The organism is Microbacterium sp. CGR1, from assembly GCF_001266755.1.
Taxonomy (GTDB): Bacteria; Actinomycetota; Actinomycetes; order Actinomycetales; family Microbacteriaceae; genus Microbacterium.
The window spans coordinates 606,656-620,464 of sequence record NZ_CP012299.1; the positions used below are offsets into that span (position 1 = coordinate 606,656).

Sequence of the window (13,809 nt, forward strand, 5' to 3'; positions counted from 1 at the left end):
ACCCCGCTGCGCTTCCGTGCAGCGGGGTCTCGTCGTGCATCACGCTGGATAGGCTGGTGGCATGAAGATCGCCCGATTCAGCCATGACGACGCCATCCTCTTCGGGATCGTCGATGACACCGACCTCGTCGTCCTCTCCGGCGATCCGCTCTTCGCGGGCTACGAGCCCACGGGTGACCGGGTGCCGATCGCGGACGCGGTGATCCTCGCTCCGGTGATCCCGCGCTCCAAGATCGTCTGCGTCGGCAAGAACTACCACGATCACGCCGCCGAGATGGGCGGAGTCGCCCCCGAGGAGCCGCTGCTGTTCCTCAAGCCCAACACCGCCGTCATCGGCCCGGGAGACGCCATCGTGCGCCCCTCGATCTCGGAGCAGACCGAGTACGAGGGTGAGCTCGCTGTCGTGATCGGTAGGGTCGCGAAGAACGTGAAGGCCGCGGATGCCCTCGATCACGTGCTCGGCTACACGATCGCCAACGACGTCACCGCGCGTGACCTCCAGCGCAAGGACGGTCAGTGGGCTCGGGCGAAGGGCTTCGACACCTTCTGCCCTCTCGGCCCGACCATCAGCACCGACTTCGACCCCTCGATCGCGACGATCGAGACCCGCGTCAACGGCGAGGTGCGGCAGAAGGCGCCGCTCACCGACATGATCCACTCGGTCGAGGCGATCATCGAGCATGCCTCGGCGGCCTTCACGCTGCTGCCCGGTGACGTCATCCTCACGGGTACGCCGGCAGGTGTGGGGGAGTTCGTCGCCGGGGACACCGTCGAGGTCGAGATCACCGGACTGGGTATCCTGCGCAACACCGTGCGCGACGCCGTGCGCGCATCATGACCGGCGTCGCCCTCACGGCTGCTCAGCAGGCGGCGGTGCAGCGGCGAACCGTGCTGGTTCTCTCCACAGGGCAGGTACTGGGCGGGATCGCCTTCGGGGCGACGGTGTCTCTCGGCGCTCTGCTTGCGGCTGACATCTCGGGCAGCGACGCCCTCTCGGGGCTCGCGACGGCGTCGGTCACCCTCGGCGCCGCGCTGTGCGCCATCCCGCTCGCGCGCCTGGCTGCCAAGGTGGGCCGACGCCGAGCCCTCACCTTGGGAAACCTCTTCGCACTCGTCGGCATCGCGGTGGTGATCCTCGCGGCGTCGGTGCGGGTGTTCCCGCTGCTGCTCGTCGGCATCCTGATGATCGGCGCCGGCAATGCGGGCAATCTGCAGTCGCGGTTCGCCGCGACCGACCTCGCCGCACCACGGCATCGCGGAAGGGATCTCTCGATCGTGGTCTGGGCGACCACCATCGGCGGTGTCGCTGGGCCGTTGCTGCTGGGGCCGGGGGAGATCGTCGGGGCGGCGATCGGCATGCCGCCACAGACCGGTTCCTACGCCTTCTCGTTCGTCGCTCAGTGCGTCGCGCTCGTCCTGTACCTCGTGGCGCTCCGCCCCGACCCGCTTCTGGCAGCGCAGCGGCTCGCCTCGGCGGCCGCGAAGGCGACGGGCGCCGTCGTCGCCGACCGACCTGTGGTCGCGCGCTACGCGATGTTCGCGGTGGCCGGTTCGCACGTGGTGATGGCCTCCGTCATGGCGATGACCCCGGTCCACCTCGCCCATATGGCGCACGGTGCACACGGCATGGCGCCCACCCCGGCCGATGTCTCGGCTCTCGTGGGCATCACGATCGCCCTGCACGTCGGAGGCATGTACGCGCTGTCGCCCGTCTTCGGCATCCTCGCCGACAGATGGGGCCGGCTGCGCGTGGTTCTGCTGGGGCAGATCCTTCTCGGCGGGGCGCTCGCGTTCGCCGTCTTCGCGAACGATCGGGAGTGGGGCGTGATCGTCGCTCTCATCCTGCTGGGACTCGGATGGAGCGCGGCGACGGTGGCAGGGGCCGCGCTGCTGACCGAGTCGAGTGCCCCCGAGATCCGCACGCGCAGGCAGGGCCGCAGCGATTCGCTGATGAGCCTCTCGGCCGCAGCAGGCGCTGTGCTCGCGGGTGTGGTGCTCGCGAACTTCCAGTACGCAGGGCTCGGGATCGCGGCATCGGTGATCGTCATCGCCATCGTCGCGCTGTCGCCGCTCGGCCGCTCGCGCGGATGAAGGACTGGGCGGGCACCGGGCGCGCATACGCCGACTCCTACGCGTCGCTCTGCGTCGGGACCGCGGAGGCCCTGCTCGGAGCGTTCGGAACCCCTGGGAAGCGGACGCTGCTCGACGTGGGGTCGGGCACAGGAATGCTCACGGCCGCATTCGCCGATGCCGGCTGGGATGCGACCGGATGCGAGCCCGAGCCGACGATGCGAGACGTCGCGCTGCGCGAGCATCCCGAGATTCCGGTGCGCGACGGAACGCTGCCTGACCTGCCTTTCGAGGACGGCCAGTTCGACGTCGTCGTGGCGAACTTCGTGCTGAACCACGTCGCCGACCCCCGAGCATCCGCGGCGGAGCTCCTCCGCGTCTCCGTAGATCTGGTGTCGGCGACGATCTGGACGAACTCGCCCACCTGGCTCTGGCGGGAGGTGTGCGAGCGTGCGGCACTCATTCCTGCGACGGGGGAGCGACTGCCGCCGGAGAGGGACTTCGAGCGCACCGTCGACGGCTTCGCGGGGATGCTCGACGACGCGGGCTGGCCGCGCCCGCAGGTGTCTGAGATCACCTGGACGTGGTCGGCCGATGCGACTGCGCTGTGGGCGTCCGCCGAGGGAGGCGTCGGGGGAGCCGGTCAGTTCTACCGTGCGCTCGACGACGCCGGTCGGCGCTCGTTCCGCGCGGCCTTCGAGTTCGTGTGCGCCGAGCGGTCGATCGCCGGACGCCTGCCGCTGGCGCATTCTGCGGCGGTCGCCGTCGCGCCGCGAGGCTGAGACCGCCCAGGGCAGAATGCCCAGGGCTCCCCGGTGCCGCGACCGCCTCCGTGAGCGCGGCACCGAGGAGCACCTGAATCGCGGCGATCAGGTGTACCAGGTCGGCTCAGGCACCTCGTTGCGCAGCACGTAGTCGCCGACCTCCCGCTTCTTGTACGCGATCGGGTCGTGCAGGCTGTGCGTGCGCAGGTTGCGCCAGAAGATGTCGAGGCCGACCGAGTTGGCCGAGGCCCTGGCGCCGGTGAGCTCGTAGATCTTCGTGGCGACCTCCAGGCCGTCGTCGACGATGCGCAGCTTCCCCGCCGCGATGCGCACGGCGATCTCGCCACGTCGACGTGCAGTGAGTTCTTCGCGCGGGGCGTGCAGCACCGCACTGATCTCCGCGCCCACGGCATCGAGCAGCGCTTCGTCGGCCCACAGCTTCGATGCCAGCTCGCCATAGCCTTCGAGCAGATACCACTCGTCTGTCGCGTGCTGCTTGTCATCGCCGCCGTACGGCCACGGGCGGGTCACAGATCGCGTGTAGGCGGATGCCGTCTGGAGGGCACCCTGTGCGATGCCGAGGTAGAAGTTCGCGAAGACGAGCTGGATGGTCGGCACGTTCAGAGTGTTGTAGGTCAAGGGGCGGAACACCCGGTCGACGAAGCCGGCTGCCGCCGACCAGGGGACTCGGACGTCGCGGATCTCGACCGAGCCCGATTCGGTGAGTCGCTGCCCCAGGTTGTCCCAGTCGTCTCCGAAGACGATCCCCTCCTGAGCCGTGGGGACGATCGCGAAGATGTGCGTCTCGGTACCTTCGAGGACGCCTTCGAGGACGGTCAGGTCCGAGATCTGGCCGCCCGTCGAGAAGGACTTGCGCCCGGAGAACACGAGATCATCGCCGTCTTCGCGGATCACCAAGTCGGAGTCGCGCGGGTTGACCGCGCCGCCGAAGACGAAGTCGTTCGCGGTGTACAGCTCCTCGACCGCGGCGATCTGCTCTTCGGTTCCGACGAGACGGGCCGCCCACGCCCAGAGGTAGTGATACCCGAGGACCTGTCCGATCGACCCGTCGCCGCGGGCCACCGCCCTGATCACCTTGTAGGCGGTGTCCCAGCTCTCACCGGCGCCGCCGTGGGCGCGAGGGCCGAGCAGGGTGACCAGCCCCGAGTCCTTGAGCAGCTGGACCTCGGCCCGAGGGGTCGCATTCGCGCGGTCCCGCTCGACGGCATCCACCGCGAGGATGTCGGCCACCTCCTCGGCGCGGTCGATCCACTCGAGGCTGGTCTGAGGTCTTGGCGTGCCGCGCCAGCGATCGCTGAGGCCTGTCGTCACTGCATCCGTGATTGTCATGTTGTCACCCTTCCGGTTGGTCGATGCGGCAACGATAGGAGCGCGTCGGCGTCGAATGCGGGTTGTTACCCAGGGTGAGGGACTGTTACCCACGGTGACCCCTCCTGAGCGGCCCGCGACCGCTGGCGATCGGGGAGGTCGAGACGCCACCCGGCAACTAGAATCGAGGGGATATGGCTACCCCGCACCCCCTCACCACGACCGCCAGCGGCTCCGACGTACGCGTCCGCTTCTGCCCCTCACCCACCGGACTGCCGCACGTCGGCATGGTCCGCACGGCCCTCTTCAACTGGGCGTACGCCCGCCACAACGGCGGGAAGATGGTGTTCCGAATCGAGGACACCGACGCCGCGCGCGACAGTGAGGAGAGCTTCCGCCAGCTCGTCGACGCTCTGACCTGGCTCAAGATCGACTGGGATGAGGGCGTCGAGGTCGGTGGGCCGCATGCCCCGTACCGCCAGTCCGAGCGTCACGACATCTATCGCGGCGTGATCGACAAGCTCCTCGCCTCCGGCGCCCTGTACGAGAGCTTCTCCACGGCGGAGGAGATCGACGCCCGCAACGAGGCGGCCGGACGCGCGAAGCAGCTCGGCTACGACAATCACGACCGGGATCTCACGACCGAGCAGAAGGACGCCTTCCGCGCGGAGGGTCGTCAGCCGGCACTCCGACTGCGCGTGCCTGACGAGGACCTCACCTACGTCGATCTGATCCGCGGTGAGGTGACCTTCCCCGCCGGTTCCTTCCCGGATTTCGTGGTGGTGCGTCCGAACGGGATCCCGCTCTACACGTTCGTGAATCCCGTCGACGACGCGCTCATGGGCATCACGCACGTTCTGCGCGGCGAAGACCTGATGCCCTCCACGGCTCGTCAGCTCGCGCTGTACGCGGCCCTGATCGACGCCGGCGTCACCGCGTTCGTCCCGCGGTTCGCTCACATGCCGCTCGTGCTCGGCGAGACGGGCAACAAGAAGCTCTCCAAGCGCGACCCTCAGGCGGATCTTTTCCTGCACCGGGATCGCGGATTCATCCACGAGGGTCTCCTGAACTATCTGGCGCTGCTCGGCTGGTCCATCGGTCACGACCGCGATGTCTTCACGCTCGAGGAGTTCACCGAGGCGTTCGACATCGTGGACGTCAACCCGAACCCGGCTCGGTTCGACCAGAAGAAGGCCGAGTCGATCAACGGCGACCACATCCGCAAGCTCGACGAGAAGGACTTCGCCGAGAGGACGATCCCGTACCTCGCGGCCGCCGGCCTCTTCGACGAGCCGACTCACGAAGAGCTCGTGCTCGCCTTCCGGGTCGCCCCGCTCGTGCAGGAGCGCGTGCAGTTGCTCGGCGACGTGCCCGGCATGGTCGGCTTCCTCTTCTCCGACGACGTCTCGTATGACGCCGACGCGCTCAAGGGGCTCCCTGCGAACGCCGGCGAGGTGCTCGACGCGTGCGTGGTGGCTCTCGAGCCGGTGACCGACTTCACGCCCGAGAAGATTCAGGAGGCTCTCGCAGCGGCGCTCGTCGAGGGCCTCGAGCTCAAGCCGCGTGTCGCCTACGGTCCTCCGCGTGTCGCGATCACGGGACGCCGCATCTCGCCGCCGCTGTTCGAATCCATGGAGCTCCTGGGCAAGGACGAGTCGCTGCGACGGCTCCGGTTGCTGTCGGAGTTCCTGGCCGGCTGAGACGGCCTGGTCGACGAGGGAGAGTCGCCGATGAGTGCTCTCCCTCGTCATCTCCGCCCGCGACGCGCCCGGACGAACGGCGGCGTTTTGGCATTAGGGCCGCGGCTCGGGTAAGCTTGACTCTCGGTGCGAGACTCCGGTTTCGCCCTTGGGGTATGGTGTAATTGGCAACACGGCGGTTTCTGGTTCCGTTGTTCTTGGTTCGAGTCCAGGTACCCCAGCAAGACAAAAACCCCCGCTCAGGCGGGGGTTTTGTCGTTACTGGATGCGTGCCTCCTCGCACTCTCCGATGAACCCGAGGTAGCACACCGCTTCGTGCGTGACGGCCGGCTCGTAGTCGTCGTTCGACACCTGACGTGTATCGATCTCAGGCGTCCGGTGAAGGCTGCCATAGCTGCCGAGCGTGGCCACGAAGTAGCCGTCGCCGTCCTGCGCCTTCATCTCGTCTATCGCCACGCTGTACTCGGCGCACAGGCGGGTCGCGCTCTCGGTGAGCTCGACATCGACGCAGGCTGCCGTGTAGGTCGCGACCATGAGGTTCGTGCAGTCCGTCCAGTCCTGGTTCACGCTGCAGGGGTTCACGTCGTCCATCGTGACGTCGTAGCGCCCGGTCTCGTACTCCTCGCTGCGGAAGGTCTCCGGCTGCTCGGGTACATCGGTCTTGGTCCAGTGTCGCGCCGTGGCGAAGGCGAAGATCACGACGATCGCGGCGATGAGAAGGAGCGCGCCCACGATCGAGATCGCCACCCAGAGACCGACACGCCTCTTCTGACCCGGAGGGCCGTCGGGCGCGGCCGTGTATCCCGGGTACACCGGCGGGCCTGCTGGCGCCGGGACCTGCGTGGCGTACACGGGCGCCGTGTCGTATGCGGGAGGAGGTGCGTCGTACGCCGGAGGAGGTGCGTCGTATGCGGGGCCCGTGGGCGGCGGGGGAGCGGTCGGCTGAGTCGACACCCAGTAGGCGTACCAGCTCTGAGCGGACGCGGTATCGTCGGCCACCTGTCGGGCTTCGAGGTCGGTGAGCTGCAACCCGAGTGGGGCGCGCAGATCTGCACGGGTCAGGGACGCACGGAACTCCTCGAATGACATCGCCATAGTCACGAGGATGGCAGACCATCGGGTGCCCGGACAATCCGATCGGCGCGATGCCGCTGCCGACGGAGCATGCCGTCCGGAGGGAGATATCGCCTAGCAGAGCGCGCCCGTGTCGCGCCATGCCCTTCACTGCCGTCGCCGGGCCGGGCATCGTGATCGCAGATGCCCGACGCGGCATGACAGGGAGGATGCCAATGGCACTCACGAGAGTCGTCCCCGGCGAGACGCCGGGAATTCGACGCGTGCGATCGGGCTCCGGCTTCCGATACGTCGATGCCGGTAACACGCCCGTGGCCGAGGCCGATCGAGAGCGCATCCGGGACCTCGCGATACCTCCCGCGTGGAAAGACGTGTGGATCGCCGCCGACCCCCTCGCTCACATTCAGGCGGTCGGCACAGACGATGCGGGCAGACGTCAGTATCTCTACCATCCCCTCTGGCGCACCGGCAGAGATCAGCGCAAGTTCGCCCGGGCGCTCAAACTGGCCGAGGCGCTGCCCGCCGCCAGGGCGAAGGTCACCCGTGCCATCGGTGAACCGGGACTGACACGTGACCGCGCCCTCGCCGTCTCCTTCCGGCTGCTGGACGACGCTGCACTGCGCATCGGCTCGGAGCGTTACCTGGTGAAACACGGCAGTCGCGGCCTGAGCACGCTTCGGCGACGGGACGTGCGGATCGACGGGAGTACGGTCGCGCTCAGCTTCCCTGCGAAGAGCAAGCAGCTCGCCTCGATCGAGATCACCGATGCGCCGCTCGCCGAGGCGCTGTCGGAGTTCGCCGTCGGTTCGCCGAAGGCTCCGCTGCTCGCCTATCGCAAGGGCCGTCGCCGGGTGCGAGTCACCTCGAGCGAGGTCAACGACTATCTACGGCAGGTGGCGGGATCGTCGTTCACCGCGAAGGACTTCCGCACGCTGCACGGTACGATCCTCGCGGCGGACGCGCTGGCGCGGATCGGCCGACTCGAGACGAAGACCGATCGACGGCGCGCCGAGCGCCTCGCTGTGCAGGCCACGGCGTCGGCGCTCGGCAACACTCTCGCGGTCGCCCGAGGGAGCTACATCGACCCGCGGGTCTTCCGGCTCTACGCGCGCGGTCGCACTCTCGACCTGTCGGTGTCGCCGGAGACTGCTATCCGCAAGCTCCTCGGGCGGTGAGGGGCGTCAGCTCTCGCGAGGGTAGGTGTAGAAACCCTCGCCCGTCGCGACCCCCAGCTTGCCGTGGTCGATGTACTGCTCCTTGAGCAGGTCTGCGAAGCGCTGCTGCTTCTCGCCGCCCATGCGCGAGATGTTGTAGGCGGTCGTCAGACCGACGATGTCGTAGATCTCGAAGGGGCCTGCCGGCGCGCCCGTGCCGATCCGCCAGGTCGCGTCGATGTCCGCGGGCTCGGCGATGCCGTCGACGAGCAGCTCGGCCCCGGCCTGGAGGAAGGGCACGAGCAGCGAGTTCAGCAGGTAGCCCGCCTTCTCCTTCTTGATCTGGATGGGGACCATCCCGATCTGCGTCGCGAACTCGACGACCGTCTCGTAGACGGTGGGGTCGGTTGCGGGGGTTCCCATGACCTCGGCGGTGTTGTGCGACCAGATCTCGTTCGCGAAGTGGAGGGCGAGGAACCGGTCGGGGCGACCCGTCGATTCCGCGAGCGCGCTCGGCAGGAGGGTCGAGGAGTTGGTCGCGAAGATCGTGGTCGCCGGTGCGGCGTCGGCGAGGGTCCGGTAGATGCTCTGCTTGAGTTCGAGGTTCTCGGGCACCGCCTCGATGATGAGGTCAGCTGCAGCGGCTGCATCCGCGAGGTCGGACGTGAGCCGGATGCGGTCGATCGCGGCTTTCGCGCCGCCGTCAGCGGCATTCTCCACGACGTCTGCGATGTAGCGCGAGGCGAGACCCTCGAGTCGTTCGGCCGCGCGATCGAGCGCGGACTGATCGATGTCGTATGCGACGACGTCGAAACCGTGGAAGGCGGTCTGGAACGCGATCTGCGATCCGAGTACGCCGGTGCCGAGAACAGTGATGTTCTTCATTTCTCTTCTTCCTCTGGTGGCCTTGTGGGCCGTGGTCAGGCTTGTTCGTCGCCGCTGTCGAAACGCCGGAGATCATGCGCGAAGCGCTGCACCTCGTCATCCGTCCACTGCGCGAGATGGGCGTCGATGACGTCCTGCAGCGATCGCAGTGTGCCGCGGAATGCCTCTTCGCCCTCGGCGGTCAGCTCGAGCGGTCGGCCGCGTCCGGAGTTCGAAGGGGTCTCCTGCACGAGGCCGAGAGACATGAGCGCGGACAGCTGACGCGAAACGGTCGAGCGGTTCAGCCGGAACATCCGGGCGATGTCCGTCGACCGGATCCCGGGCTGGTCGGCGATCGCCATGACGATGGACTGGTCGGTCATCGAGAGCGTCGGCTCTCCCGCGCGGGCGTCGACCAGGCCGCGCCGCGTGATGGCGACGAGCGACTTCAGGACGGCGGCGCTGTCGGTTCGGCGTTCGTCTGACCCGGTCTCATGTTGCATAGCGCAACTCTACGCTCTTCTGTTGCGTGATGCAACGTACGTAGGTTCCGCAGGGCGGGAACGCGGATGAAAGGATGGAGGCATGGACACAGCCAATCTCTCCCGAGAGGAGACCGCGGCGCGATCCGCCGCCGTCTCCGTGCGCAGCATCCGCGTAGAACTCGACCTCACGGGTGCACCGGAGCGGGCACGCAGCGGGTTCTCCACGACCACGACCCTGGATTTCACCGCGACGGCGGACTCGACCTGGGTGGACTTCATCGGAGAGCGCGTCGAGAGGGTCGTCGTCAACGGCGTGGACCGCGATGTCGTCTACGACGGGTCACGCATCGAGCTGAGCGGCCTCGGGACCGAGAACGTCGTCCGTGTCGAAGCTGTCGCGAGCTACAGCCGATCCGGCGAAGGCCTGCACCGGTTCCACGACCCGGTCGATGACCGCACCTACCTCTACACGCAGTACGAGCCCGCCGACGCGCGACGGGTGATGGCCTGCTTCGAGCAGCCCGACATCAAGGCGCCCTACACGTTCGTGATCGATGCTCCGGCGGGTTGGCAGGTGCTGTCGAACCAGGCGGCGGTGAGCGTCGACGCCGGCGTCGGCGTGCAACGTGTCGAGTTCGCTCCTACGCTTCCGATCTCCAGTTACATCACGTCCATCGCGGCGGGACCCTACGCTCGAGTCGACGGCGAGTGGCAGCGCGACGATCAGCGCATCGCGCTGGGCCTGTTCGCGCGACAGTCCCTCGCGCAGTACCTGGAGTCGGACGAGATCCTCGAGATCACCCGCCAGGGTCTCGATTTCTTCACCGACGCGTTCGCCTACCCCTATCCCTGGGGCAAGTACGACCAGATCTTCGTGCCCGAATACAACCTCGGCGCGATGGAGAACCCCGGCCTCGTGACATTCACAGAGTCCTACCTGTCGCGAGGGGCCGCCACGGATGCCCAGCGTGCCGCTCGCGCGAACACGATCCTGCATGAGATGGCGCACATGTGGTTCGGCGACCTGGTCACGATGAAGTGGTGGGACGACCTGTGGCTCAAGGAGTCGTTCGCCGACTACATGGGTTCGCACGCCTCGGCGGTGGCGACGCGCTTCCACGACGCCTGGGTGAAATTCGCTGCGAACCGCAAAGCGTGGGCGTACCAGCAGGACCAGTTGCCCACGACGCACCCGATCGTCGCGGACATCCCCGATCTCGAGGCGGCGAAGCTGAACTTCGACGGCATCACCTACGCCAAGGGTGCCGCCGTGCTCAAGCAGCTCGTCGCGTTCGTCGGCGACGAGGCGTTCTTCGAGGGCGCGCGGCGGTACTTCGCGGCGAACGCCTTCGGCAACACGACCCTCGACGACTTCCTCGTGCAGTTGAGTGCGGTCTCCGGGCGGGACATGACCGATTGGTCGCGTGCCTGGTTGCAGACCACCGGGGTCTCGACGCTGTGGGTGGAGCGGGATGCCGACGGCGGCGCCGCCGTCATGCAGAGCGACCCTCGGCCGCACCGCCTGCGCATCGGTCTCTACGATCGTGTCGACGGGAGGGTCGTCCGTCGCGATCAGATCGCGCTCGACATCGACGACGAGCGGACACCGGTCGTCATCCCGGCTGCGGATCTCGTGCTCCTCAATGATGACGACCTCACCTATGCCAAGGTGCGTCTCGATGACGCCTCTCTGGCGACGGTGCGGGAAACACTGTCTTCGCTCGACGATCCTCTTGCCAGGGCTGTCATCTGGTCATCGCTCTGGAACGCCACCCGCGACGGCGAGCTCGCGGTCGCTCGGTACGCCGAGATCGTTCGTGCTCACGCTCCGCGGGAGTCGAACATCGGCCTTCTCGCCGGCATCCTCGCGAATACGCTCTTCGCGATCCGCAACTACGCGAGCGTCGACGCGCGACAGCGTGAGTTGACAGCATGGGTCGAGACCGCGTGGACTGCGCTCCAGGCATCCGATGCCGGCAGCGATGCACAGCTCTCCTGGGCGCGTGCGCTCGCATCGGCATCAGCTTTCGACGATGTGCGTGCAGACGACATCCGCGCGATCCTGCATGGCGATGCCCCCGACGGGCTCACGATCGACCCGGATCTGCGGTGGCAGCTCCTCACCGCCCTCGTCACCACGGGACACGCGGATGCCGATGCGGTGGCCGCGGAGCTGGAGTCCGACGACACGGGCAGCGGACGCACCGCTGCCCGCAGGGCCCTGGCCTCGCGTCCCGAACCGGACGTCCGGGCTGCCGCCTGGGACGCGGCGTGGAACGACGGATCGCTCAGCAACGATCATCTCGACGCGGTGATCGGCGGGTTCCGAGCCGGAGGACGCCGCGATCTCATCGAGAGGTTCGATGCCGAGTACTTCGGGCGGATCGGCGATGCGTGGGCGACACGGAGCATCGAGCTGGCGCAACGCCTCGTGGTCGGACTCTTCCCCGCCTCGCCCACACTCGATGCCGTGGATGCCTGGCTCGCGGACAACGACACGGCGCCCGCCGCTCTGCGCCGGATCGTCATCGAACAGCGCGACCACCTGGCGCGAGCTCTGCGCGTTCGAGCCGCGCAGAGCTAGTCCTCTTCGAGCGCGTCGGCCGTGCTCACTCCGACGGCGAAGTACTCGGGCCTGTCATCGCTCTGAGTCATCAGGACGAGGGCGATGTACGCCGCCCAGCCTCTCGCGCGGGTCCAGGTGGCGTCGTCGTAACGCTCCCTCGTCGCTCGCCGGAATGCCTCTCGGCCGCAGGCGTCGAAGAGCATCCAGGCCGAGGCGAGGTCGTAGGCGGGGTCGCCGACCGTGACATCGCCGAAGTCGATGAGCGCGGCGAGCGTGCCGTCGGCGACGAGCACGTTGCCCGGGTGCAGATCGCCATGGATCCAGACCTGCTCCGATGCGGGCGGCGCTGCGAGTGCCGCGGCCCAGGCGTCGCGCAGTGCCGTCCGGCGGTCGAACGCGTCCAGACGTGGCCGAATGGCGGCGTCTCGAGTGGACAGGGCGCGTCCGCGCACCGGGTTGCGGGGAGCATCGACCGGCGCGGCGACGTGCAGCGCGCGCAGGGCGTCCGCGAGTCGGGGCGCCCAGGTCGCGTTGTCCGGGCGGGAGGACGCGAGCGCCGTCGTTCCGGGGATCCAGGGCAGAACGGACCAGGGTCGCGGAAAGTGCGCGCTCGGCTCGCCCACGATCACGGGGACGGGCGCACGGATGCCGACGGCGGCGAGAGCCGGGCCGATCGTGCGCAGGGCACGCTGCTCGTGGGTGATGAGCGGCACCGAGAGATCGCGTCGAGGCAGTCGCACGGCGAGTTCGGAGCCGAGGCGCCACATCGAGTTGTCCCAGCCGTCGGCGAACAGCCTCAGCGGAAGCTCGGCGAGGGCGGGGTCCGTGCTTCGGAGGAGATCTCGTACGCCGCCCTCGTCGAGCGAGTACTCGGCAGAGGGGGAGTCCGCCACGTCAGATGTCGAGCGAGTCGCCCGGTTCGAGTATCGAGAACTCGCCGCCGCCCTGCTCGGTCGCCCACTGCAGCCGCTGCCGGTGCATCGTCTTGCCCGCGACGGACAGCGTCATGTCGTGAGTGCCGAACGCCCGCCGTGGTTTCACGGCCAGGACGTAGTCCATGGCCTCGCCGATCTTCAGCCACGGCGCGCCGAGCGGTGCCGCGAGAGTGCCGACCTCGACGCCCTCGGGGATCGCGTACGAGTCGCCCGGGTAGTAGAAGACATCGTTGATCAGCACGCCGACGTTCTCGACCACCGGCAGTGACGAGTGGATCACCTCATGCGTGCCGCCGAAGAAGCGGAGCGTGAACGCACCGACCTCCACCGTCTCGCCCGGAGCGACCACGGAGATGTCATAGCCGTCGGCGGCGCGCGCGACGCCCGCCGGGGCGTAGATCGGGGTGCCGGGGGCTGCGCGCAGGATCCGATCCAGGTGCTCGGGGGTCCAATGGTCGGGGTGCTCGTGAGTGATCACGACAGCGACGAGACCCGAGAGATCGTTCAGGGGAGAGGTGAACGAGCCCGGGTCGAGGAGAAGGACGTCATCGCCCTGCTGGATGCGAAGAGCGGCATGTTCGAATTTGGTGACGCGCATGAGATGAGTCAACTCCTTCAGGGGCGCCGTGGCAAACCCCTCGGCAGGTGCGCCACGCCCGGGATCTGAAGACCGCCCCGCTCGATTTGGCGACGTGAGAATCGTCGTGGCATACTTGAACAGTTGTCGCGGCACGGAAACGTTCCGCCAGACGGCCCCATCGTATAGCGGCCTAGTACGCTGCCCTCTCACGGCGGTAACGCGGGTTCGAATCCCGCTGGGGTCACAACAAGCGAAAGCCCTCGGTTCTCCGAGGGCTTTCGTCGTCTC

At 67.9% G+C, this 13,809-nt stretch carries 12 protein-coding genes and 2 tRNA genes; 8 read left to right on the top strand and 6 right to left on the bottom strand.

Features of this window, described 5'->3' with window-relative positions; all coding sequences use genetic code 11:
* Positions 1-61: 61 nt before the first annotated feature.
* The 3 genes from AKG07_RS02815 to AKG07_RS02825 are packed head-to-tail and all read left to right on the top strand — an operon-like array spanning position 62 to position 2,852.
* A complete protein-coding gene (locus AKG07_RS02815; RefSeq protein ID WP_053095868.1) occupies positions 62-838 on the top strand; it encodes a fumarylacetoacetate hydrolase family protein in 777 nt (258 codons plus the stop codon).
* Positions 835-2,091 (top strand): MFS transporter, encoded by a 1,257-nt coding sequence (locus tag AKG07_RS02820; RefSeq protein WP_053095869.1) that lies wholly within the window; start codon positions 835-837, stop codon positions 2,089-2,091. Before AKG07_RS02815 ends, AKG07_RS02820 begins: the two co-directional genes overlap by 4 nt.
* Positions 2,088-2,852 (top strand): class I SAM-dependent methyltransferase, encoded by a 765-nt coding sequence (locus AKG07_RS02825; RefSeq protein WP_053095870.1) that lies wholly within the window; start codon positions 2,088-2,090, stop codon positions 2,850-2,852. Before AKG07_RS02820 ends, AKG07_RS02825 begins: the two co-directional genes overlap by 4 nt.
* An 87-nt stretch (positions 2,853-2,939) precedes the next feature.
* Here AKG07_RS02825 and AKG07_RS02830 read toward each other — a convergent pair whose 3' ends face one another.
* Entirely contained in the window at positions 2,940-4,184 is a 1,245-nt protein-coding gene (locus tag AKG07_RS02830; RefSeq protein WP_053095871.1) for an acyl-CoA dehydrogenase family protein, read from the bottom strand.
* Positions 4,185-4,357: 173 nt separating this feature from the next.
* On the opposite strand from AKG07_RS02830, the gene gltX reads away from it, so the two are divergent.
* Positions 4,358-5,863: a glutamate--tRNA ligase gene (gltX, locus tag AKG07_RS02835; RefSeq protein WP_053095872.1), complete on the top strand. Its 1,506-nt coding sequence runs from the start codon at positions 4,358-4,360 to the stop codon at positions 5,861-5,863.
* Positions 5,864-6,012: 149 nt separating this feature from the next.
* A tRNA-Gln gene (locus tag AKG07_RS02840) sits at positions 6,013-6,084 on the top strand.
* A gap of 37 nt (positions 6,085-6,121) precedes the next feature.
* Here the strand turns inward: AKG07_RS02840 and AKG07_RS02845 are convergent.
* On the bottom strand, positions 6,122-6,958 hold the full coding sequence (locus AKG07_RS02845) for a hypothetical protein (RefSeq protein WP_053095873.1): 837 nt from the start codon (positions 6,956-6,958) through the stop codon (positions 6,122-6,124).
* Positions 6,959-7,152: 194 nt separating this feature from the next.
* Here AKG07_RS02845 and AKG07_RS02850 point away from each other — a divergent pair, with 194 nt between their 5' ends.
* Positions 7,153-8,112, top strand: a complete 960-nt coding sequence (locus AKG07_RS02850) for a DNA topoisomerase IB (protein ID WP_445928296.1) — start codon at positions 7,153-7,155, stop codon at positions 8,110-8,112.
* 6 nt (positions 8,113-8,118) lie between these two features.
* Here AKG07_RS02850 and AKG07_RS02855 read toward each other — a convergent pair whose 3' ends face one another.
* On the bottom strand, positions 8,119-8,976 hold the full coding sequence (locus AKG07_RS02855) for a 3-hydroxyacyl-CoA dehydrogenase (protein ID WP_053095874.1): 858 nt from the start codon (positions 8,974-8,976) through the stop codon (positions 8,119-8,121).
* A gap of 35 nt (positions 8,977-9,011) precedes the next feature.
* The gene (locus AKG07_RS02860) at positions 9,012-9,458 is read right to left on the bottom strand and encodes a MarR family winged helix-turn-helix transcriptional regulator (RefSeq protein ID WP_053095875.1); all 447 of its coding nucleotides are present in this window, start codon (positions 9,456-9,458) and stop codon (positions 9,012-9,014) included.
* 82 nt (positions 9,459-9,540) lie between these two features.
* Between AKG07_RS02860 and pepN the strand changes: the two genes are divergently transcribed.
* Positions 9,541-12,024 carry an aminopeptidase N gene (gene pepN / locus AKG07_RS02865; RefSeq protein ID WP_053095876.1) on the top strand — a complete coding sequence of 828 codons (2,484 nt, stop codon included), beginning with the start codon at positions 9,541-9,543 and terminating at the stop codon, positions 12,022-12,024.
* Here pepN and AKG07_RS02870 read toward each other — a convergent pair.
* The gene (locus AKG07_RS02870) at positions 12,021-12,899 is read right to left on the bottom strand and encodes an aminoglycoside phosphotransferase family protein (RefSeq protein ID WP_053095877.1); all 879 of its coding nucleotides are present in this window, start codon (positions 12,897-12,899) and stop codon (positions 12,021-12,023) included. The genes pepN and AKG07_RS02870 overlap by 4 nt on opposite strands.
* 1 nt (position 12,900) lies before the next feature.
* Positions 12,901-13,539: an MBL fold metallo-hydrolase gene (locus AKG07_RS02875; RefSeq protein WP_053095878.1), complete on the bottom strand. Its 639-nt coding sequence runs from the start codon at positions 13,537-13,539 to the stop codon at positions 12,901-12,903.
* Positions 13,540-13,692: 153 nt separating this feature from the next.
* Between AKG07_RS02875 and AKG07_RS02880 the strand changes: the two genes are divergently transcribed.
* Positions 13,693-13,765 (top strand) — tRNA-Glu (locus tag AKG07_RS02880).
* The last annotated feature ends 44 nt before the right edge of the window (positions 13,766-13,809 follow it).

Excerpts from the sequence above, each read along its gene's own strand:
- AKG07_RS02815 (WP_053095868.1), top strand. The coding sequence starts at position 62 with ATGAAGATCGCCCGATTCAGCCATGACGACGCCATCCTCTTCGGGATC.
- AKG07_RS02820 (WP_053095869.1), top strand. The coding sequence starts at position 835 with ATGACCGGCGTCGCCCTCACGGCTGCTCAGCAGGCGGCGGTGCAGCGG.
- AKG07_RS02825 (WP_053095870.1), top strand. The coding sequence starts at position 2,088 with ATGAAGGACTGGGCGGGCACCGGGCGCGCATACGCCGACTCCTACGCG.
- AKG07_RS02830 (WP_053095871.1), bottom strand. The coding sequence starts at position 4,184 with ATGACAATCACGGATGCAGTGACGACAGGCCTCAGCGATCGCTGGCGC.
- gltX (WP_053095872.1), top strand. The coding sequence starts at position 4,358 with ATGGCTACCCCGCACCCCCTCACCACGACCGCCAGCGGCTCCGACGTA.
- AKG07_RS02845 (WP_053095873.1), bottom strand. The coding sequence starts at position 6,958 with ATGGCGATGTCATTCGAGGAGTTCCGTGCGTCCCTGACCCGTGCAGAT.
- AKG07_RS02850 (WP_445928296.1), top strand. The coding sequence starts at position 7,153 with ATGGCACTCACGAGAGTCGTCCCCGGCGAGACGCCGGGAATTCGACGC.
- AKG07_RS02855 (WP_053095874.1), bottom strand. The coding sequence starts at position 8,976 with ATGAAGAACATCACTGTTCTCGGCACCGGCGTACTCGGATCGCAGATC.
- AKG07_RS02860 (WP_053095875.1), bottom strand. The coding sequence starts at position 9,458 with ATGCAACATGAGACCGGGTCAGACGAACGCCGAACCGACAGCGCCGCC.
- pepN (WP_053095876.1), top strand. The coding sequence starts at position 9,541 with ATGGACACAGCCAATCTCTCCCGAGAGGAGACCGCGGCGCGATCCGCC.
- AKG07_RS02875 (WP_053095878.1), bottom strand. The coding sequence starts at position 13,539 with ATGCGCGTCACCAAATTCGAACATGCCGCTCTTCGCATCCAGCAGGGC.